This is a genomic window from Streptococcus infantis (genome assembly GCF_019929665.1).
Lineage (GTDB): Bacteria > Bacillota > Bacilli > Lactobacillales > Streptococcaceae > Streptococcus > Streptococcus infantis_H.
In genome coordinates this window covers 327,957-347,979 of sequence record NZ_JAHZPZ010000001.1, presented here as the reverse complement: position 1 = coordinate 347,979, position 20,023 = coordinate 327,957, and the positions used below count along the sequence as shown (strand labels likewise).

The following is a 20,023-nucleotide window of genomic DNA, read 5'->3' as shown; positions in this document are numbered from 1 at the left end:
TTTTTCTTATTCCTTTTCTTCGATATTGTTTGAAACAGTTGTTCCGATATTTTCACCAAATACAACACGTTTGATATTGCCAGGTTGGTTCATATTAAAGACAACCAAGTCAATATCGTTATCCATAGATAGAGTTGAAGCTGTTGAATCCATGATACGGAGACCTTTATTAATAACATCACGGTGAGTCAATTCTTCAAATTTAACAGCCGTTTTATCTTTCTTAGGATCCGCATTGTAGACACCATCTACACCATTCTTAGCCATCAAAATAGCGTCTGCTTCAATCTCAGCTGCACGAAGAGCTGCTGTTGTATCTGTAGAGAAGTAAGGTGAACCAATTCCCGCGCCAAAGATAACGATACGTCCTTTTTCAAGGTGGCGAAGGGCACGTCCACGAATATAAGGCTCTGCTACTTGTTGCATGGCAATAGCTGTTTGTACGCGAGTATCAACACCAGCTTGTTGCAATGAATCTGCCATCACAAGAGCATTCATGACTGTCCCAAGCATTCCAGTATAATCCGCTTGCACACGATCCATACCAGCTTCTGCTGCAGGTTCTCCACGCCAAAGGTTCCCACCACCGATAACCAAGGCGATTTCAATTCCTAGCTCGTGAACTTCCTTGATTTCTTGGGCCATACTTTGGACGGTTTTGATATCAATACCGACACCACGTTCGCCAGCAAGGGCTTCACCAGATAGCTTGATTAAGATACGTTTATACTTAGGTTCTACCATTTTCTCTCTCCTTTTTTCATCCTACCTATTTTATCACAATTTCAAGGATTTTTATAGTATCATGAGCAATTCTTTCAAAAAAATTAGACAGATATAAATTTCTCTAAATCAGACAAGGCACGTTCTGCAATTTTCTCATAACGAGCCTTTTTATCACGAATACGCTCACCTTCTAACTCCTTGATAATCCCGAAGTTGACATTCATGGGTTGGAAATGCTTGCTATCAGCATGAGTGATATAATGAGCTAAACTACCGATAGCTGTAGTCTCTGGGAAAATAGCCTCACTTTCTCCCTTGAAAAGACGAGCAGCGTTTATCCCCGCAACTAATCCTGAAGCAGCCGACTCAACATACCCTTCCACACCTGTCATCTGACCAGCAAAGAAGAGATTTGGCTGTTTCTTAGAACGGTATGTTTGCTCAAGAAGATTTGGCGAATCCATATAGGAATTACGATGCATGACACCATAACGGACAAACTCAGCATTTTCTAGTCCTGGAATCATTTGGAAAACACGCTTCTGCTCTCCCCATTTGAGGTGAGTTTGGAAACCAACGATGTTATAGAGACTTCCAGCCGCATTGTCCTGACGAAGCTGAACAACTGCATACGGTGTTTTAAAGTCGCCATCACGAGGCCCTTTATAGTCTTCTGGATATTCTAGACCAACTGGTTTCATAGGGCCATAAAGCATGGTTTTAATGCCGCGTTTAGCCATAACTTCAATTGGCATACAACCTTCAAAGTACTTCTCTTTTTCAAAAGAATTAAGGGGTGCTTCTTCTGCATTGACCAAAGCTTCATGGAAATCCATAAATTCTTGCTTGGTCATCGGAGCATTGAGGTAAGCAGCTTCTCCCTTGTCATACCGAGACTTGAGATAGACCTTGCTCATATCGATGGTATTGACGTCTATAATAGGCGCTGCCGCGTCATAGAAATAGAAGCCATCGCCGTCATTAAGGGCATGAATTTTCTCAGCCAGGGCATCGCTAGTCAAGGGACCAGTAGCGACAACTGTAATAGCATCTGTCGGCAATTCTGTAATTTCATCACGAACCACTTCAATTAAAGGGTGATTGGCAATTTTTTCAGTAACCATTTGAGAAAAACCGTCACGATCAACCGCAAGCGCTCCACCTGCAGGAACCCGCGTTGCTTCTGCTGAATCTAAAATCACAGAACCAAGACGACGCATTTCTTCCTTGAGGAGCCCGACAGCATTTGTAAGAGCATCCCCTCGTAATGAGTTGGAACACACTAATTCTGCAAAATTATCTGTTTTATGCTGGGGTGTTGACTTGACACCACGCATTTCATAGAGTTTAACTGGAATACCACGCTCTGCGATTTGGTAAGCTGCTTCCGAACCTGCTAAACCAGCTCCGATAACATTAATATAAGATTGAGACACGACACTAATACCTCTTTGGGTGGAACCTAAGTTCATAACAAAACAAACTACTGGACTGTTTGACACCCACAAATCTTTCTAATTTTTCTTTTACTAGTATAACAAAAAAAGGGAAGAAGGCAAACTTCCCTGTTTAGTCATCCGATTGATTCTCTTCCCATTCATGATAAGATGCATAGAGCTGGCTTTTGTTCCACTGATATATTTTAGCGACTTCCTTAATGGCTTGATTTTTCTTAACACCTTGTAGGATGCGCTCTTGGATCTCTGAGAATAAATCCTCTTCATCCTTATCTTCTACTTCTTGACTAGCACCTTCTACAATCAGAAGACACTCCCCCTTGAGCGGTGTTTCAGAGATACTTTCAACCAACTCAGTGATTTTCCCCCGTTGGTATTCTTCATAAATCTTAGTCAATTCTCGAACTAGAACAACTGAACGATCACCGTAGACCTCTAGCATATTTTCTAGAGTATCAGCCACACGATGTGGAGATTCATAGAAAATCTGGGTCTCAGGATAATCTTTTTTTGATTCGAAAAATTGCTTTTGTTGTCCCGATTTTCGAGGTAAGAATCCATAAAAAATATGAGGTTGTGGAGCTAAACCACTGGCAATCAAGGCAGAAATTCCTGCGCTAGCACCTGGAACTGTGACAACTGCTATATTTTCTTCAATTGCAGCCTTGACTAAATCATGACCGGGGTCTGAAATACTTGGTAAACCCGCATCCGAAACTTGAGCAATACTTTGTCCTGCTTTCAAGAAACCAATCAAATCTGGAATCTTTTCCTTGGCATTGTGCTCATGAAAACTGATTTGTTTTGTTGAAATATCGAAATGCTTCAGCAATAGACCAGTATTACGAGTATCCTCGGCAGCAATCCAGTCCACTTCTTTCAAAGTCTGAATAGCACGAAAGGTCATATCCTCTAGATTCCCAATCGGCGTTGCGACAAGATATAACTTACCATAAGGTGACTGACCTTTAAAACTTTTTTGAATCTGCATGCTTACTCCCTAAACAACAATTCATCACAAAACATACATTCTGCATCTTGTTCACGACGTTGACCATAAAAGTCGCGACACACATGAAAACCGTCGTCATAGATTCGGCTCACGTTTTCTCTAACATGCTTGGTCTTAGTTGGAGCTGTTTCTTCTTCCTCATTCAGGCGCTCTCTCAATTTATCGTTCTCTAAACGAAGAGCTGTATTCTCTTCTACAACACTCTTGAGATTTTTTTTGATAGCTTCGACATCTGCCAAGGTTGCCAACAACTGTTGAGAAAAATCATCTAAGGCATCAAATAATTCTTTCTTGTTCATGAACAGCCCTTTCTTTTTTCTGTTTTCATGTTCATTTTATTGTAAAACTAGGTATTCCAAAGAATTCTGGAAAGACACATTTGCTTTCCACATTTTTCTGGCTTCGAGAAGGTTTTGCAAAATTGTACGTGCTGTATTTTTTTGAATCTCTTGGCCTGCTAAAACTTCTAAAATTCTAAAGACTTGGTCTTGTTTTTCTTTGTCATCTGCTAAACTAGCTAATTTTGAGACCTGTAAATAAGATTCCTTTTTCCCAGCATCTAACCAAGAATAGAATCGTTCACTTTCTTCAAGTAGAGTCCAAAAACTTGTTTGATTTGTCAGTTTTTCGGCTTCTGCTTGCGATTGACTAAACTCAGCTAAAAGCCTTGCTTTATTTTTGATCAATCCTGCTTGTTCAAGTTGATTCCTAAGGCTTTCGACTTGTTTCTTAAATTGGAAAATTTGAGTCCGACTTCGGATAGTTGGTAACATCTGCTCTTGATCATTGGTTAAGAAGAAAATATAGGTTTCACTTTGCGGTTCTTCAATGACCTTTAGTAGTGAATTGGCGGCATTGGCATGCATTTTTTCAGCTTGTTCAATAATAAAAACCTGACGTTGATTTTCGATTCCTGATTGAGAAAACTGGCCAACTAATTCTCGGATTCTTTCCGTTTTAATGATTTGATTCATCGGACGAATAATGGTGACATCAGGAAATTCTTCCTGATCAATCAACTTACAATTTCGGCAAGACTCGCAAGGTAAGACACCCTGCTTTTCTGTACAGAACAAACTCTTAGACAGAAATAAGGCCATCTCCATGCTTCCGAAATACCCTGAAAAGAGATAGGCATGATTCAGCTGTCTTTGTTCTAAGATGTGAACAAAACGGTCAAATTGCTGGGGTTGACAAGCTCTTAATTGCTCTTGATTCATTCTGTCGGCCCCATTCTGTCAAATAAAACTTGTTTAGTATTTTCAACCACTTGATTTAGTGGTAAACTCGCATCGATTTTAACAATACGCTCACCTTCTTTCTCAAGAAGGGAAAGATAGCCTTGACGCACTTTTCTGTGCAGGTCTAAACCTTCCAAGTCCAAACGGTTGACTTCGCGATCGCTGTTTGCAGCGATTCTTTCAAGTCCCTTCTCCACTTCAATATCAAAATAAAGTGTCAAATCTGGCTTGAGTCCATCTGTCGCAAATTGATTGAGCCAGTCAATAGCTTCAATATCCAAACCACGACCAAAGCCCTGATAAGCAACGGAACTATCAATAAAACGATCCATGATGACCAATTTTCCAGCTGCAAGTGCTGGCAAGACCTTCTCTACTAGGTGCTGTCTACGACTTGCAATATAGAGAAGCAACTCTGTCTTTGGATCCATCTGAGTATGACTAGGATCTAAAATGACTTCTCGAATCTTCTCACCAATCAAAACACCACCTGGCTCACGTGTTGTTAAAAACTCAATATTCTTTTCTTCTAACAAAGGGAGGATAGCTTCAAGCACACTCGTTTTACCAGCTCCCTCTGGCCCCTCTAAAGAGACTAAAAATCCTTTTGACATGACGAACTCATTTCTTTTTTTCTTCCTTCTATTCTATCAAAAAAACAGGCATTTGTGAAAAGCTTTTTAACCTAATAAAAATTTATTCTGAAAAACTAGGAAATACATTCGTTAATAAATAAGATAAATATTTAATTAAGTTTATATATTCGTAATCAACTACCATACTGTCTTATTTTGTCTTTGTATAACTAGAAAAAAAGAACCTTGCATAGCAAGATTCTTTTAATGTCTGACTTAAATAATTGTTCTTCTGGGAACTAAATCGAATTAAGCTTCGATTTCTGTAACCATACCTGAACCAACAGTACGTCCACCCTCACGGATAGAGAATGTAGTACCTTGTTCTACGGCGATTGGGTGGATCAACTCAACGTCGATTGTCACGTTATCACCTGGCATTACCATTTCAGTACCTGCTGGAAGTTCGATTGAACCTGTAACGTCAGTAGTACGGAAGTAGAATTGTGGGCGGTAGTTGTTGAAGAATGGAGTGTGACGTCCACCTTCTTCTTTAGTAAGGATGTAAACTTCACCTTTGAATTTAGTGTGTGGGTTGATTGAACCTGGTTTAGCGATAACTTGTCCACGTTCGATTTCGTCACGTTGAACACCACGAAGAAGGACACCTACGTTATCTCCTGCAAGACCTTCGTCAAGTTGTTTACGGAACATTTCAACACCAGTAACAACTGCTTTTGAAGTTTCTTCTTTGATACCAACGATTTCGATTTCGTCGTTGACACGAACAGTACCACGGTCGATACGTCCTGAAGCAACTGTACCACGTCCAGTGATTGAGAATACGTCTTCGACTGGAAGAAGCAATGGTTTGTCAGTGTCACGTTCTGGTTCTGGAATGTACTCATCAACAGTGTTCATCAATTCCATGATGATGTCTTCATATTTAGAGTCACCTTCAAGAGCTTTAAGAGCTGAACCTTGGATAACTGGAAGATCGTCACCTGGGAAGTCGTATTCTGAAAGAAGGTCACGGATTTCCATTTCAACCAATTCAAGCAATTCTTCGTCGTCAACCAAGTCGATCTTGTTCATGAAGACGATAAGGTGTTTAACACCAACCTGACGTGAAAGAAGGATGTGCTCACGAGTTTGTGGCATTGGTCCGTCAGTTGAAGCTACTACAAGGATAGCTCCGTCCATTTGAGCGGCACCAGTGATCATGTTTTTAACGTAGTCCGCGTGTCCTGGAGCGTCGATGTGAGCATAGTGACGTTTTTCAGTTTCGTACTCAACGTGCGCAGTGTTGATAGTGATACCGCGTTCGCGTTCTTCTGGAGCAGCATCGATAGACGCATAGTCTTTAGGTTGGTTAACTGCTGAAGGCAAGCGACGTGCCAAAACAGTTGTGATAGCTGCAGTTAGGGTAGTTTTACCGTGGTCAACGTGTCCGATAGTACCAATGTTAACGTGTGGTTTACTACGATCGTATTTTTCTTTTGCCATTTGAGTAAAAGCCTCCAATAAAATATATTTTATAGATAGACAGTAGGCAATACAGTCTAACTTTCCTTACTATTTTATCAAATTTTAGCTAAATTGCAAGTGTTTTACAAAGTTTTTATTAATTATTCTTATTCTTACTATAAGTTGTCGATTTATTGATAAAAAAGAAACAGATGAATCCGTTTCTTTTTAAAATCTTTATTTTTCTCCCACTTCTTGTACTTCTTTATGTTTTTCATAAAGTCGGACTAGGAATTTGGATATTTCTTTGAGAATTGAGTAGGTAGGAACGGCAACGATCATACCTACGACACCATAGATATTACTTGACAACAATAATAGCACGAGAATTGTAATCGGATGGACTTTCATGACTCCACCAACAATACGAGGGTATAGGATATTCCCATCTACTTGTTGGATAATCAGCATATAGATAACTGCTATAATCATCTTTTGAGGATCCGTAAACAGATTTGAAATAATCATCGGAATTAGTCCAATACTCGGTCCAACATAAGGAATCAAATTTGCTAAACCTGAGAAAATAGCAAAAACTAATGCATATTTTAAGCCAATCACACTATAACCGATAAAAGCCAAACACCCGATAATGAACGCATCGATTGATACTCCACTTATGTAACGGGAAATAGTCTCATTCAAGTTTGTTATTAAACCAGATATATTGAGTTTGTCTCGCTTTAAAATAGTTCTTTCTAGCATCGGTAAGAATTTATGACCATCTAAAAGGAAATAAATCAAGAAAACCGGTGTCATAATGATAATTAAAACAGTGCTTACCAAAGCTGAAAGGACACTTCCCACACTATTTGTCACACTATTCAAGATATTCTGTAAAATATCGACATAAGAAAGATTTAATTGTTGGATTGTTTGTTGAATATCTAGCTCTTGGAAAGTAGGATATTTCGATAATTCTATCACTAAATCTTGGATTCGAGAATAGATATCTTGGCTAGAATTAATCAAGCTACTCAACTGATTAATTAAAATCGGCAAGAGATAGACGACAGCTATCACTATGGTTCCAAAGAGAACACAAAGTGTTAACAAAATACCAATGATTCGATTAATGCGACATTCCTTCTCTAAAAAAATGACGATTGGATTTGTTAAGTAGTATAGAAATCCACCTAGTAAAAAGGGAATCATGATTGTATTTACGACACTTACAAACGGTGTAATAATAGCACCCATTTCTCGCCATAAGTAGAAAATAAGGGTTATTAATAATATCTCAGTGGTCCAGAAGAATAATTTATTTCTCCGAAACATATGCCACCTCCTCTTTTTCCTATTTTACCATATTTCGAAAAAGATTGATAACCTACATTATAAAAACAAGAATATTTTTTGTCTTTATGATAGAATAAAGTTACTATGAAGAAATTATTTTTAACATTAATCACGCTTATTTCATTTGGTTCTGCTACTACTGTTTTTGCTCAGGATTTTGATGTCGCAGCAAAACATGCCATCGCTGTTGAGGCTAACAGTGGTAAGATTTTATATGAAAAAGATGCGACACAACCGGTTGAAATTGCCTCTATCAGTAAACTACTTACCGTTTACCTAGTATATGAAGCTCTAGAGCAAGGCAAAATCACTCTTTCTACCCCAGTGGAAATTTCAGATTACCCCTACCAGCTTACAACCAACTCCGAAGCAAGTAACGTTCCCATGGAAGCTCGTAACTACACTGTTGAAGAGTTGCTAGAAGCAACATTGGTATCTAGTGCCAATAGTGCAGCTATCGCGTTGGCAGAAAAGGTTGCTGGATCAGAAAAAGACTTTGTTGATATGATGAAGGCTAAACTTCTTGAATGGGGAATTCAAGATGCTACCCTCGTCAATACAACTGGTCTAAATAATGAAACTCTTGGGAATAATATCTATCCTGGTTCTAAGAAAGATGACGAAAATAAGATGAGCGCCTATGATGTTGCAGTTGTCGCTCGTAATCTTATCCTCAAATATCCTCAGGTTTTAGAAATCACGAAAAAACCTTCTTCCACTTTTGCAGGAATGACTATTCATTCTACAAACTCAATGTTAGATGGTATGCCTGCTTACCGTGGTGGTATTGATGGTCTTAAGACTGGAACAACTGATAAAGCAGGTGCTTCTTTTGTTGGTACGACTGTTGAAAAAGGAATGCGTATCATTACCGTTGTCCTTAACGCCGACAACCAAGATACAAATCCTTACGCTCGTTTCACAGCAACTTCAGCTCTTCTGGACTATATCTCATCTAATTTTGCTCTCCAAACAATCGTTAAGCAGGGAGAAAGCTACCAAGATAGCAAATCTCCAGTTTATGACGGGAAGCAAGATACGGTTACAGCAGTCGCTAAAGAAGATATAAAAATTGTTCAACGTCTTGGTAGTCGAGCGGAATCAAGTGTTACATACACACCTGATGCTACTGAGCATGTTGCTCCTCTAGAAGCAGGTACGGTCGTTGGACATCTGACCTATGACGACAAGGACTTAGTCGGTCAAGGTTATATCACAACTGACAAACCAACCTTTGAAATGGTTGCTGATAAAAATGTTGAGAAAGCCTTCTTCTTAAAAGTATGGTGGAATCGTTTCGTTCGATTTGTAAATGAAAAATTATAAAAAAATCGCGAAAAATCGCGATTTTTTCTTTATTGATTTTTTGATAGTGTAGAGTTTTTATAGCCATAAGTAAAGTAAGTAATAACTCCTACTATTAATGCTAATACAAATGCTATCCAAGTTTCAAGAGTGTATTGAAGCATAAAGGACACACAGATCGCAGAAATCACGATAGATACCACAAGAGCAGGTCCTGCTAGTGTTGCTGCAACTGTTCCTGTAATGGTAAAAATACCAGTTCCCACCATGGCCCCAATTCCTTAAAGAATTAAATCCCATAATTTCAAATGACGATGCATTTCTGTTTTACTTAGGCTGAAGTCTTTTATTCTAAAAATATTCATTCTTCATCTCCACTAACAATAATTGTTTTATTTTACCACAGATAATGTATTTTGTGAATATTTATAAAATTGTATCTAAAAAAATGAACAAATGTAATATTTGTTCAGTTTTTTTTTTATAATGATTATCCAACTGATCCTTCCATTTCGTAGCTAATCAAGCGGTTGAGCTCAACTGCGTATTCCATTGGAAGTTCTTTGGTGAAGGGCTCTACAAATCCCATGACAATCATTTCAGTTGCTTCAGATTCTGACAAGCCACGGCTCATGAGGTAATAAAGTTGCTCTTCAGAAATCTTAGAAACCTTGGCTTCGTGCTCCAAAGCAACTTGTGAGTTGTGGATTTCATTAAATGGAATGGTATCTGACGCTGACAAGTCATCCATGATAATGGTATCACACTCGATGTGAGAAACAGATTTCTTAGAGTTCTTGTTGAAAGTCACTTGTCCACGATAGTCTACCTTACCACCGCCTTTAGCGATTGATTTAGAGACGATAGACGAGCTCGTATGTGGAGCATTGTGGATCATCTTAGCACCAGTATCTTGGTGTTGCCCTGCATTGGCAAAGGCAATCGAAAGCATCGTCCCACGCGCACCTTCTCCATCTAGGTAAACTGATGGATATTTCATAGTTGTTTTGGCACCTAAGTTTCCATCAATCCACTCAACAGTCGCATCTTTCAAAGCCTTAGCGCGTTTTGTTACCAAGTTATAAACGTTATCTGACCAGTTTTGGATGGTTGTATAACGCATATAAGCCCCGTCCAAAGCAAAGATTTCTACAATAGCAGCATGCAAGCTGTTGCTAGAATAAGTTGGCGCTGTACATCCTTCTACGTAGTGGACACTTGCTCCCTCATCAACGATGATTAAGGTACGTTCAAACTGACCAGTATTTTCATTGTTGATACGGAAGTAGGTTTGAAGTGGAATATCTACCTTGACACCTTTAGGAACATAAATGAAGGTTCCGCCAGACCATACTGCTGAGTTGAGGGCTGCCAACTTGTTATCTGTCGGCGGTACCAACTTCGCAAAGTATTGTTTAAACAAGTCTGGGTATTCCTTGAGGGCAGAATCTGTATCTGTAAAGATAATTCCTAATTTCTCAAATTCTTCCTTCATGTTATGGTAAACCACTTCTGACTCATACTGGGCAGAAGCTCCAGCTAGATAAGCACGTTCAGCTTCTGGAATCCCGATTCGTTCAAAGGTTTCTTTAATCTTTTCAGGTACATCATCCCAGGAACGAGCTGGTTTATCAGATGGTTTTTGGTAGTAGATCAAGTCATCAAAGTCAATCTCTGACAAGTCTGCCCCCCAAGTTTGCATGGGCATTTTTTTGAAGGTTTCATAAGATTTCAAACGGAATTCCAACATCCACTCAGGTTCTCCCTTAGCTGCTGATAGTTCACGAATGACATCTTCATTCAATCCTTTTCCTGTCGATAGGACAGGCTCTACATCGTCATGGAAACCAAATTTATATTCACCAAGATCGATTGGTTTTGGTTCTACTCTTTCTTCAGCCATAATATCCTTTCTTTCATTCTTTATTTCTAATGATTTATAAGACAAAGAAAGCTTGTCTTATTTGTTTTCTTGGTCTTCAATTGTTTTTTTAAGGGCATTCCAAGCTAGGGTTGCGCATTTAATTCGTTGCGGGAATTTGGCAACTCCTGATAAGAAAGCTGCATCTCCAAGTTGGTCTTGACGTTCATCCTTTTGACCTTGAACCATTTCAGAAAAGATGGTTGCAAGTTCTAGAATTTCTTGCTTGGTCTTTCCTAAAACTGCATCTGTCATCATACTAGCAGAGGCCGTTGAAATGGTACAGCCTGAGTTTAGAAAAGCAATATCTTCCAAACGGTCCTCTGCGTCAAACTTAACAGAGAGATTAATCACATCACCACAGGTCGGATTGTTGAGACTAATTTGCTCAGCGTCTTCTAACTTTCCTTGATGATGGGGATTTTTCGAATGGTCTGCTACCACTGCCATATAGAGGCTATCTAGTTTAGAAAGTGCCATTGAAAAACTCCTTTGTCTTTTGTAAGGCATCGACCAGCTTGTCGCAATCTGCCTTGGTATTGTAGATATAAAAACTAGCGCGAGCTGTTGCTGGAACGTCCAAATACTGGAGCAAGGGTTGAGCGCAATGGTGACCGGCACGAACTGCTACACCTTCATAATCCAGAGCTGTCGCAAGGTCGTGAGGATGAAGGTCACCTAGATTAAAGGCAATGACACCTGAACGCTGAGTCAAATCTTGCGAACCGTAAATGGTCAATCCTTCAATTGCCTGTAATTTTGGATAGACGTATGCGATCAATTCCTGTTCATGGGTTTCAATGGCATCCATGCCAATCTTTTCAAGATAATCCACGGCAGCTGCTAGTCCAATAGCACCAGCCATATTGGGAGTTCCAGCCTCGAATTTCCAAGGCAATTCCTTCCAACTAGCAGATTGCTCGTAGACAAAATCAATCATCTCGCCACCGAATTCAACAGGCGAAATTTGCTCCAGATATTTTTCTTTTCCGTAAAGAACACCAATACCAGTCGGACCAGCCATCTTGTGACCTGAAAAGGCAAAGAAGTCCACATCCAAATCCTGTACATCAATCTTCATATGAGGCGTGGACTGAGCACCATCCACCACCATAATAGCTCCAACTTCATGAGCCATTTGCGTGATTTCTTTGATAGGATTTACTACTCCAAGGACATTGGAAGCATGAGCTAGTGAAACAAATTTTACTTTGTCAGTCAATTTAGAACGCAAGTCATCCATATCCAGAGCTCCATCTTTGAGATAGACATAAACAAGCTCTGCCCCAGTCTTTCGGCAAGCTTCCTGCCATGGAATAATATTGGAATGGTGTTCCATGACTGAAATCAAGATCTGGTCTCCCTCAGTCAAGATTTCTTCAGCAAAACGCGCCACCCAGTTAAGACTGGTCGTAGTTCCTCTAGTGAAGAGTACTTCCTTTGTCGAACCTGCGTTGATGAACTTACCAATGGTTTCACGAGCGGCTTCATATGATGCTGTCGCACGCTCTGCCAAGGTATGAACACCTCGGTGGACATTGGCATTGTCCTGTTCATAGTAGCGATTAATGGCTTCCAGAACAGCTAGTGGTTTTTGTGTCGTCGCAGCATTATCCAAATAAACAAGAGGTTCGTCATTAACAATCTGATCTAAAATTGGAAAATCCTTGCGAATCACTTCTGCATCTAACATAGGCTTCCCCTTAGCGTTTTGACAATTTTTCTTCGATCGTCGCAATCATTTCATCACGAACTTCCTTGACAGGAATCTCAACGATTACAGATCCAAGGAAACCACGAACAACCAAACGTTCTGCAGTTGCCTTGTCTAATCCACGGCTCATGAGGTAGTACAGGTCTTCTGGATCAACTTGACCAATAGAAGCCGCGTGACCTGCAGTGACATCATTTTCATCAATCAAAAGAATTGGGTTAGCATCTGAACGCGCTTGGTCTGAAAGCATCAGAACACGGCTTTCTTGTTGGGCATCTGCTCCCTTAGCACCCTTGATGATGTGGCCAATACCATTGAAAGTCAAAGTTGCTTTTTCAAGGATAACCCCATGTTGAAGGATATTACCGATAGAGTTGCAGCCGTAGTTAGTCACTCGAGTATCAATCCCTTGAACCTGACGACCACTTGAAAGAGCTACGACCTTGAGGTCTGCATGGCTACCATTTCCAAGTAGGTCACTATCAAAGTCAGCAACAACATTTCCTTCGTTCATAACACCGATAGCCCAGTCAATACTTGCATCGTTGCCCAATTTACCTCGGCGGCTAATGTAGGCAGTAACATTTTCTCCAAGACGATCAATTGCAGCAAATTTCACTTGAGCACCAGAACGTGCAATCACTTCAACAGTGATATTAGCAGTTGCCTTAGCACTGCCCTTACCGCGTGATTCTAAACGTTCGAGGTAGCTGATTTTAGAGTTTTTACCAGCAATAATCAGAATATGCTTGTTGAATGGCACATCACTATCACTATCTTGGTAGAAAATTCCTTCGATTGGTTCTGTGATTTCTACATTGTCTGGAATATAGAGAACAGCGCCACTATTAAAGTAAGCTGTGTGGTAGGCTGCCAATTTGTCATCGTCGTATTTTACTGATGACATGAAAAATTCTTCTACGAGTTCTGGAATTTCTTCTAAAGCCGAATGGAAGTCTGTAAAGACCACTCCTTGTTCAGCCAACTCAACTGGAATTTGCTCAAAAACTGTTTGAGTTCCAACCTGCACCAATTTCAAGTGATTATCTAAAGCAGTGAAATCAGGAACATTTGCTGATGGTTCACTTTCCGTGATGGTACCATCACCAAGATTCCAACGGTGAAATTTTACACGCTCGATGACTGGCAATTCCAAACTCTCAATCTTATCAAAAGCTTTTTGACGGAGGTCTGACAACCAGCTTGGTTCAGCGTGCATTTCTGAAAAAAGTTTAATAGTTTCTTTAGTCATTTACTTCTCCTAAAAGATACGAGGGAATTACAATTCTTCCTTGTAGTCATAGCCAAGTTCTTCAGCTAGTTTCGCGTATCCTTCACGTTCCAAGCGTGCAGCCAATTCTGGACCTCCAGAAAGAACAACACGACCTTCCATCATAACGTGTACCACATCTGGTGTGATATAGTTCAAAAGACGTTGGTAGTGAGTAATGATCATAGCACCAAAACCTTCACCACGCATAGCATTCACACCTTTAGAGACAACTTTAAGGGCATCAATGTCAAGACCAGAGTCAATCTCATCTAAGAGGGCAAAAGTTGGTTCCAACATCAAGAGTTGAAGAATTTCGTTACGTTTTTTCTCACCACCTGAGAAACCTTCGTTGAGGTAACGCTCTGCCATTTCTTCTTTCATGTTGAGCAATTCCATTTTTTCGTCTAACTTAGTGATAAATTCACGAACTGAAATCTTCTCATCATCTTCTTTCCCAGCATTCATAGCTGCACGAAGAAACTCAGCATTGGTAATCCCAGGAATTTCTGACGGATATTGCATGGCAAGGAAAAGTCCCATACGCGCACGCTCATCCACTTCCAATTCAAGGATGTTTACACCGTCAAATAAGACTTCACCTTTAGTGACTTCATAGTTTGGGTTCCCCATAATAGCAGCTGAAAGAGTAGACTTACCGGTACCATTTGGTCCCATGATAGCTGCAATTTCTCCTGTTTTAAGAGTCAGATTGACCCCTTTTAAAATTTCTTTTCCTTCAATTTCAACGTGAAGATCTTTGATCTCTAATACTGACATAATTGTTCCTTTCTTTTCATCCTTTTTACTGTATTTACCTGAAATTTAACCTTTTTAAATCCCTAGAAAAACACAGTAAAATGTCAATAAATATACCTTAATAGTATAACAAAAAAAAGCCTAAAAGGCTTTGATTTTGTCTAGAAGCTAGGAGCTACTTCTTCCCTTGAAAATGATCATCTATAGCGCTCACAATTTTACCCATGATATAACTCACGCGAAAATTTCTCAGGATCAAAATAGCCCAAAGTAAGGCCACGATATACCGTTGCTCCATGATGGATTCATTAAAGAAATAAGTCTCAGCAGCAGTAAATAAGGCCATGATAATAAATTGTTGTCTGTTCATAGTCTTTTACCACCAATTCCTTTTAGTCTTCTGCTATGGTCACTTTATCTGCTAAAAATTCAAAGCCTTGAGGAAGTATAGACTCTTCCGGTTCTTCCTTATTGACTTGTTCTTGAGAACCTTTAGCTCTGCTTGAAAATGCAGCTCGAACTTCCTTCCATTCTTCCATAGAAATAGCAAGAATCTCTGGAGAAAATCCAGCAGCTCGGCTAAGAATATTGCCAAACATGGTGTTAAGATTGTCTCGTTTCATGGTTTGACCAGCATTGAAATTAGATTCAAAAGCCAAAATCGCATGATGTTCATTAGCCGCAACTGGTTTAGAACCAGCTAAGAGTGCCTTATCTGGACCAGATAAGCTTTCAATGACTTCTCCCCAAGCATTCTGAAGACGGATTAAGTTTTGACGGGCTAAGTCTGGATTTTCTACTGCTTCTTGAAGAATAGACTGCACCTTATTTCGGTCTACACGATAGATTGATTTACTGTTAGTCGGACGACTTGGTGTAGAAACAGTTTGTTTGGGATTAGAACCAACATTGGCAAGAGCTTGTTTCAATCGTACAACTTCTTCTCGAAGAGAAGACAATTCCTCAGCCACTTCACCTGAAAGTTCTGGTTGAGAATCAATTTCTGCTAAACGAATAGTCATCATTTCGGCATAAATTTTAGGTTGTAGGCTAGCCTTAATATCAGCTAGACTTTTAGTAGCAAGACTAATCATCTCAAACAAGACATCCTGCGGAAGAGCTAAGTTTCTCTCAAATGCATCACTATGATGTGTATTTTCTCCGCCTGCTTGAACAATTAAGATATCACGGAGATATTGTAGCAAATCAACTACAAAACGTGTCATGCTCTTTCCATTCTCAAAAATCAGATCAAGATTTTGAAGGGCTCCCGGTACATCCTTTTGAGCTAAAGCAGCCACGTAATGATCCAAGGCACTTAAACTAATGGTACCAGTGATTTCTTCTGAGACTGCAGTTGTCAATGTAGCTTCTTGGGTTAAGCTTAATGCCTGGTCTAAAATTGACAAGGCATCCCGCATCCCACCTTCAGCTCGGCGAGCAATAATTTCAACAGCTTCTGTTTCGTAATCAATCCCTTCTTTTTCTAAAATCTGGAAGATATGATCTCGAATATCCTGAGTCCTAATGGCCTTGAACTCAAATCGTTGAACACGAGACAAAATAGTTGCAGGAATTTTATGAAGCTCAGTCGTTGCCAAAATAAAGACTACATTTGGAGTTGGTTCTTCCAGTGTTTTCAAAAGGGCATTAAAGGCACCTGTCGAAAGCATATGAACCTCATCAATGATATAAACCTTATACTGAGCTATACTTGGAGCATAAGTTGATTTATCACGAATATCACGAATTTCATCAACACCATTATTAGAAGCAGCATCCATTTCGATAACGTCTTCTAAACTTCCATCCGTAACAGCTTGACAGATGTAACAGTTATTACAAGGTTCTCCCCCTACTTGATTAGGGCAGTTCATAGCCTTAGCAAAAATCTTAGCCACACTAGTCTTACCAGTTCCACGAGGTCCTGAAAATAGGTAGGCGTGACTAATCTTATCCTGTTCTACAGCCTGTTTAAGAGTTCTAGCAACAACTTCCTGGCCCACTAACTGTGAAAAATTTTGACTTCTATATTTTCGATAAAGCGCCTGATACATTATGCCTTCTCCTCAAACATTGAAAATTTCCATTCTGTCTTATCTAGTAAAATGGACACAAACTCTTCTAAATAGCGTTGATCAATTTCATCATAATCATCAACATAAGATGAGTCCAAATCTAATACACCCAAAAGCTGTCCATTTTGTACCATTGGAAGTACGATCTCGCTACGAGCACTACTATCACAAGAAATATAGTTTGGATAAGTCTTGACATCACCAACGATAACTGTTTGACGGCTAGCCGCTGACTCACCACAAACTCCTTTTCCGAGCGCAATTCTAACACATGAGACTCCACCCTGAAAAGGGCCTAAAATAAGCTCATTTCCGTCATATAAATAGAAACCTGCAAAGACAGTACGAGGAAAGTTCATTTTTAAGAGAGCACTAGCATTTGATAGATTAGCCAACACATTGGTCTCACCTTCTAAAAGACTAGAGAGTTGTTCATTTACAATTTGGTAAATTGATTCTTTTTCGGAATGTAACATAAATCCATTATATCAAAAAATACTAGTTGAAAAAAGAAAAATCCCTTGTTTTACAACAAAGGATTTATAATTAGTTCTGATTGATTAAAGTTCGATGTCTCCGAACAAGTCAGCCATTGAGAATCCTGTTTGAGTTTCAGGAAGTTCAAAGTCACGTTTTTCTTGACGTTTTGGACGACGTGGACGTGGAGCACGTTTTTCTTCGTTTTGTCCTTCTTCTTGAGCTGGACGTTCTTCAAGAGCTTTGATAGAAAGTGATACACGTTCTGCATCAGCATTAACATCAAGAACTTTAACAGTAACTTCTTGACCAACTGTAAGAGCTTCTTTTGGATTTTCAATACGTTTGTGTGAAATTTGTGATACGTGAACAAGTCCATCGATACCTGGCAATACTTCAACAAATGCACCGAAGTCAGTCAAACGTTTAACTGTACCTTCTACAACGTCACCTTTAGCCAATTTTTGCTCAACGCCATCCCATGGTCCAGGTGTTGTTGCTTTAAGTGAAAGTGATACACGTCCTTCTTCTTCGTTAAGGTCAAGGATTTTAACTTCAACTTCTTCACCAACAGTTACAACTGATTTTGGTGAAACGTTACGTTCGTGTGACAATTCAGTCAAGTGAACCAATCCATCAACACCACCAAGATCGATGAAAGCACCGAAGCTTGTGATACGAGCAACTTTACCAGTTACTACATCACCAGCAGCCAATTTACCGAAAACTTCAGCACGAGCTGCTGCAGTAGCTGCTTCGACAACTTCACGACGTGAAAGGATGAAGCGGTTTTCTTTAGGGTCAACTTCTTTGATTTTAGCTTCAAATTCTTGACCTACAAAACGCTCAGTGTTACGTACGAAACGAGTATCCAACATTGAAGCTGGGATAAATCCACGCAAACCTTCAAATTCTACTGAAAGTCCACCTTTAACAGCGCGAGTTCCTTTAACTGTAACAACTTCTTCTTCGCGTCCTACAAGTTTGTCCCATGCTTTGCGAGCTTCAAGGCGTTTTTTAGATACAAGGTATGTTACTGTATCAGTATCTTTACCAACTACTTGACGAAGTACAAGAACATCAAATACTTCACCTACTTTTACAAAGTCATTGATATCAGCATCGCGATCGTTTGTCAATTCGCGAAGAGTCAAGACACCTTCAACACCAGTTCCAGAGATTGCAACGTTAGCTTGATTAGCATCAACTGTCAATACTTCAGCACTAACAACATCACCAGGTTCAACTTGGCTAACGCTATTTAGCAAATCTTCAAATTCATTCATCTAAAAAATCCTCCAACAATCAAGTCTTTTTAACTTGACATACTTATAATTTTTTTCCTAAGCACCCGCAACGACATGAACATCTCGAACGTCCTTCAATTATAAAAATAAAATACCCTAAGATATTTTTCTTTTTATCTTGAATTTATTACCTAAGAACTGGGGTAGCTGGATTCGAACCAACGCATGAGGGAGTCAAAGTCCCTTGCCTTACCGCTTGGCTATACCCCATTGATGATATGGAGAGAGAGGGATTCGAACCCCCGAACCCGAAGGAGCGGATTTACAGTCCGCCACGTTTAGCCTCTTCGCTATCTCTCCGACAATCAACGAAAACTATTATATCATGAAAAATTGCAAAAAACAAGCATTATTTTGCTAAATTATAGTTCTCAATCAATATTTCCACAGCTTTTTCAAGATTCTTGTAAAAACTATCGACATTTCCATTCTTTATGATTGCAAATTGGTCATCTAGTTCGGCAATTTCACCGATTAACTTTTTACCAATTGTTAATGTGTAACCAGCGTACTTATCTTTTCCAACTACTACTTTAGCATCTGACAATTGAATCTCAATTTTTTTATCTTTTTTGCTCATACCATACCTCTTTTCACTTTATCTATTTTACAAGAAATTCCCTAATCTAGCAAGAAAAAACTCTCTATCATGCTTATCTTGACAGAGAGTTTAAGGAATATTTTTTAATTTGAAAATTGAATTATTAGTGAGTCGTCCCTCCGACCAATTTCAAATCTTTATCTTTATGGTCCACGATAGCAGCAATAGCAACTTCGATACCTCGGACAATATCTCTTAAGCACATGGATGCAGTACTAGGCTTATTTACCACTTGTTCTGTCATATAGGGAATATGCATAAATCCTGCTAGCATATTGGGAAATTTCTTATTCGCTAAATAGAGTGCCTGATACATCAAATGGTTGCAAACAAAGGTCCCTGCTGAATTGGATACTGAAGCTGGTAGCCCTTCTTCTTTTATAGCTTGTACCATTGCTTTGATAGGGAGTGTGCTAAAATAGGCAGCTTCTCCATCAAGACGGATAGGAGTATCAATAGGCTGATTTCCATCGTTATCTGGAATTCTAGCATCATCTTGATTGATAGCAACTCTCTCAGGAGTTAAACTCGCTCTTCCTCCTGCTTGTCCGATGCAAAGCACAACATCTGGATGGTATCGATTTATTTCTGCTTCTAAAACCTCTGCTGATTTATAAAAGACCGTTGGGATTTCTACCCAATGAAGCTCTGCACCATTGATTTCAGACGGTAGTGATTTAACTGCTTCTAGAGCTGGATTGACCTTTTCACCACCAAAAGGATCAAATCCTGTAACTAATATTTTCATTTTATT

Annotated in this window: 20 protein-coding genes, 2 tRNA genes and 1 pseudogene; 1 reads left to right on the top strand and 22 read right to left on the bottom strand. The window is 39.4% G+C overall.

Annotated elements, in window-relative coordinates:
- Positions 1-6 precede the first annotated feature (6 nt).
- The 8 genes from pyrH to K1I61_RS01580 all read right to left on the bottom strand — a co-directional run bounded on the left by pyrH (position 7) and on the right by K1I61_RS01580 (position 7,816).
- Entirely contained in the window at positions 7-744 is a 738-nt protein-coding gene (gene pyrH, locus K1I61_RS01615) for a UMP kinase (RefSeq protein WP_004253279.1), read from the bottom strand.
- 83 nt (positions 745-827) lie between these two features.
- On the bottom strand, positions 828-2,162 hold the full coding sequence (gene trmFO, locus K1I61_RS01610) for a methylenetetrahydrofolate--tRNA-(uracil(54)-C(5))-methyltransferase (FADH(2)-oxidizing) TrmFO (protein WP_223332891.1): 1,335 nt from the start codon (positions 2,160-2,162) through the stop codon (positions 828-830).
- Positions 2,163-2,295: 133 nt separating this feature from the next.
- Positions 2,296-3,174 (bottom strand): 16S rRNA (cytidine(1402)-2'-O)-methyltransferase, encoded by an 879-nt coding sequence (rsmI, locus tag K1I61_RS01605; RefSeq protein ID WP_223332888.1) that lies wholly within the window; start codon positions 3,172-3,174, stop codon positions 2,296-2,298.
- A gap of 2 nt (positions 3,175-3,176) precedes the next feature.
- Positions 3,177-3,494, bottom strand: coding sequence for a DNA replication initiation control protein YabA (gene yabA, locus K1I61_RS01600; protein ID WP_223332880.1), 318 nt, complete (start codon positions 3,492-3,494; stop codon positions 3,177-3,179).
- Positions 3,495-3,530: 36 nt separating this feature from the next.
- Positions 3,531-4,415, bottom strand: coding sequence for a DNA polymerase III subunit delta' (locus K1I61_RS01595; RefSeq protein ID WP_223332878.1), 885 nt, complete (start codon positions 4,413-4,415; stop codon positions 3,531-3,533).
- Positions 4,412-5,050: a dTMP kinase gene (gene tmk, locus K1I61_RS01590; protein WP_223332876.1), complete on the bottom strand. Its 639-nt coding sequence runs from the start codon at positions 5,048-5,050 to the stop codon at positions 4,412-4,414. Before tmk ends, K1I61_RS01595 begins: the two co-directional genes overlap by 4 nt.
- Before the next feature lie 270 nt (positions 5,051-5,320).
- Entirely contained in the window at positions 5,321-6,517 is a 1,197-nt protein-coding gene (tuf, locus tag K1I61_RS01585; protein ID WP_004253262.1) for an elongation factor Tu, read from the bottom strand.
- Between the two features lie 198 nt (positions 6,518-6,715).
- Positions 6,716-7,816, bottom strand: a complete 1,101-nt coding sequence (locus K1I61_RS01580; RefSeq protein WP_060955865.1) for an AI-2E family transporter — start codon at positions 7,814-7,816, stop codon at positions 6,716-6,718.
- Between the two features lie 105 nt (positions 7,817-7,921).
- On the opposite strand from K1I61_RS01580, the gene pbp3 reads away from it, so the two are divergent.
- Complete coding sequence (pbp3, locus tag K1I61_RS01575; protein WP_060955866.1) at positions 7,922-9,163, top strand: D-alanyl-D-alanine carboxypeptidase PBP3; 1,242 nt, start codon at positions 7,922-7,924, stop codon at positions 9,161-9,163.
- Between the two features lie 122 nt (positions 9,164-9,285).
- Here the strand turns inward: pbp3 and K1I61_RS01570 are convergent.
- The 14 genes and pseudogenes from K1I61_RS01570 to pcp form a co-directional block, all read right to left on the bottom strand.
- A pseudogene (locus K1I61_RS01570) lies at positions 9,286-9,507 on the bottom strand (amino acid permease); the annotation flags it as partial.
- A 125-nt stretch (positions 9,508-9,632) separates the two neighbouring features.
- Positions 9,633-11,045 (bottom strand): Fe-S cluster assembly protein SufB, encoded by a 1,413-nt coding sequence (sufB, locus tag K1I61_RS01565; protein WP_000797046.1) that lies wholly within the window; start codon positions 11,043-11,045, stop codon positions 9,633-9,635.
- Positions 11,046-11,102: 57 nt separating this feature from the next.
- Entirely contained in the window at positions 11,103-11,543 is a 441-nt protein-coding gene (gene sufU, locus K1I61_RS01560; RefSeq protein WP_125328406.1) for a Fe-S cluster assembly sulfur transfer protein SufU, read from the bottom strand.
- Positions 11,530-12,756: a cysteine desulfurase gene (locus K1I61_RS01555; RefSeq protein WP_223332874.1), complete on the bottom strand. Its 1,227-nt coding sequence runs from the start codon at positions 12,754-12,756 to the stop codon at positions 11,530-11,532. Before K1I61_RS01555 ends, sufU begins: the two co-directional genes overlap by 14 nt.
- Positions 12,757-12,766: 10 nt before the next feature.
- Positions 12,767-14,029: a Fe-S cluster assembly protein SufD gene (sufD, locus tag K1I61_RS01550; protein ID WP_223332873.1), complete on the bottom strand. Its 1,263-nt coding sequence runs from the start codon at positions 14,027-14,029 to the stop codon at positions 12,767-12,769.
- A gap of 27 nt (positions 14,030-14,056) precedes the next feature.
- A complete protein-coding gene (sufC, locus tag K1I61_RS01545; RefSeq protein ID WP_000114489.1) occupies positions 14,057-14,827 on the bottom strand; it encodes a Fe-S cluster assembly ATPase SufC in 771 nt (256 codons plus the stop codon).
- A 154-nt stretch (positions 14,828-14,981) separates the two neighbouring features.
- Complete coding sequence (locus K1I61_RS01540; RefSeq protein WP_004253242.1) at positions 14,982-15,176, bottom strand: DUF3272 family protein; 195 nt, start codon at positions 15,174-15,176, stop codon at positions 14,982-14,984.
- Between the two features lie 22 nt (positions 15,177-15,198).
- The gene (gene dnaX / locus K1I61_RS01535) at positions 15,199-16,863 is read right to left on the bottom strand and encodes a DNA polymerase III subunit gamma/tau (RefSeq protein WP_223332871.1); all 1,665 of its coding nucleotides are present in this window, start codon (positions 16,861-16,863) and stop codon (positions 15,199-15,201) included.
- Positions 16,863-17,360, bottom strand: a complete 498-nt coding sequence (locus tag K1I61_RS01530) for a GAF domain-containing protein (RefSeq protein WP_223332870.1) — start codon at positions 17,358-17,360, stop codon at positions 16,863-16,865. The genes dnaX and K1I61_RS01530 overlap by 1 nt, the downstream gene beginning before the upstream one ends.
- Positions 17,361-17,444: 84 nt before the next feature.
- Positions 17,445-18,647 carry a 30S ribosomal protein S1 gene (rpsA, locus tag K1I61_RS01525; RefSeq protein WP_004253232.1) on the bottom strand — a complete coding sequence of 401 codons (1,203 nt, stop codon included), beginning with the start codon at positions 18,645-18,647 and terminating at the stop codon, positions 17,445-17,447.
- 159 nt (positions 18,648-18,806) lie between these two features.
- Positions 18,807-18,878, bottom strand: a tRNA-Gln gene (locus K1I61_RS01520).
- 9 nt (positions 18,879-18,887) lie between these two features.
- Positions 18,888-18,968 (bottom strand) — tRNA-Tyr (locus K1I61_RS01515).
- 49 nt (positions 18,969-19,017) lie between these two features.
- On the bottom strand, positions 19,018-19,248 hold the full coding sequence (locus K1I61_RS01510; protein WP_006153263.1) for a DUF2969 domain-containing protein: 231 nt from the start codon (positions 19,246-19,248) through the stop codon (positions 19,018-19,020).
- Between the two features lie 124 nt (positions 19,249-19,372).
- Positions 19,373-20,017, bottom strand: coding sequence for a pyroglutamyl-peptidase I (gene pcp, locus K1I61_RS01505; protein WP_223332869.1), 645 nt, complete (start codon positions 20,015-20,017; stop codon positions 19,373-19,375).
- Positions 20,018-20,023 lie beyond the last annotated feature (6 nt).

Bases quoted from the DNA above. Each gene is read 5' to 3' on its own strand.
- pcp (WP_223332869.1), bottom strand. From the start codon at position 20,017: ATGAAAATATTAGTTACAGGATTTGATCCTTTTGGTGGTGAAAAGGTC.
- tmk (WP_223332876.1), bottom strand. From the start codon at position 5,050: ATGTCAAAAGGATTTTTAGTCTCTTTAGAGGGGCCAGAGGGAGCTGGT.
- rsmI (WP_223332888.1), bottom strand. From the start codon at position 3,174: ATGCAGATTCAAAAAAGTTTTAAAGGTCAGTCACCTTATGGTAAGTTA.
- rpsA (WP_004253232.1), bottom strand. From the start codon at position 18,647: ATGAATGAATTTGAAGATTTGCTAAATAGCGTTAGCCAAGTTGAACCT.
- K1I61_RS01595 (WP_223332878.1), bottom strand. From the start codon at position 4,415: ATGAATCAAGAGCAATTAAGAGCTTGTCAACCCCAGCAATTTGACCGT.
- tuf (WP_004253262.1), bottom strand. From the start codon at position 6,517: ATGGCAAAAGAAAAATACGATCGTAGTAAACCACACGTTAACATTGGT.
- sufD (WP_223332873.1), bottom strand. From the start codon at position 14,029: ATGACTAAAGAAACTATTAAACTTTTTTCAGAAATGCACGCTGAACCA.
- K1I61_RS01540 (WP_004253242.1), bottom strand. From the start codon at position 15,176: ATGAACAGACAACAATTTATTATCATGGCCTTATTTACTGCTGCTGAG.
- pyrH (WP_004253279.1), bottom strand. From the start codon at position 744: ATGGTAGAACCTAAGTATAAACGTATCTTAATCAAGCTATCTGGTGAA.
- dnaX (WP_223332871.1), bottom strand. From the start codon at position 16,863: ATGTATCAGGCGCTTTATCGAAAATATAGAAGTCAAAATTTTTCACAG.
- K1I61_RS01510 (WP_006153263.1), bottom strand. From the start codon at position 19,248: ATGAGCAAAAAAGATAAAAAAATTGAGATTCAATTGTCAGATGCTAAA.
- K1I61_RS01555 (WP_223332874.1), bottom strand. From the start codon at position 12,756: ATGTTAGATGCAGAAGTGATTCGCAAGGATTTTCCAATTTTAGATCAG.
- pbp3 (WP_060955866.1), top strand. From the start codon at position 7,922: ATGAAGAAATTATTTTTAACATTAATCACGCTTATTTCATTTGGTTCT.
- K1I61_RS01530 (WP_223332870.1), bottom strand. From the start codon at position 17,360: ATGTTACATTCCGAAAAAGAATCAATTTACCAAATTGTAAATGAACAA.
- sufC (WP_000114489.1), bottom strand. From the start codon at position 14,827: ATGTCAGTATTAGAGATCAAAGATCTTCACGTTGAAATTGAAGGAAAA.
- yabA (WP_223332880.1), bottom strand. From the start codon at position 3,494: ATGAACAAGAAAGAATTATTTGATGCCTTAGATGATTTTTCTCAACAG.
- sufU (WP_125328406.1), bottom strand. From the start codon at position 11,543: ATGGCACTTTCTAAACTAGATAGCCTCTATATGGCAGTGGTAGCAGAC.
- sufB (WP_000797046.1), bottom strand. From the start codon at position 11,045: ATGGCTGAAGAAAGAGTAGAACCAAAACCAATCGATCTTGGTGAATAT.
- K1I61_RS01580 (WP_060955865.1), bottom strand. From the start codon at position 7,816: ATGTTTCGGAGAAATAAATTATTCTTCTGGACCACTGAGATATTATTA.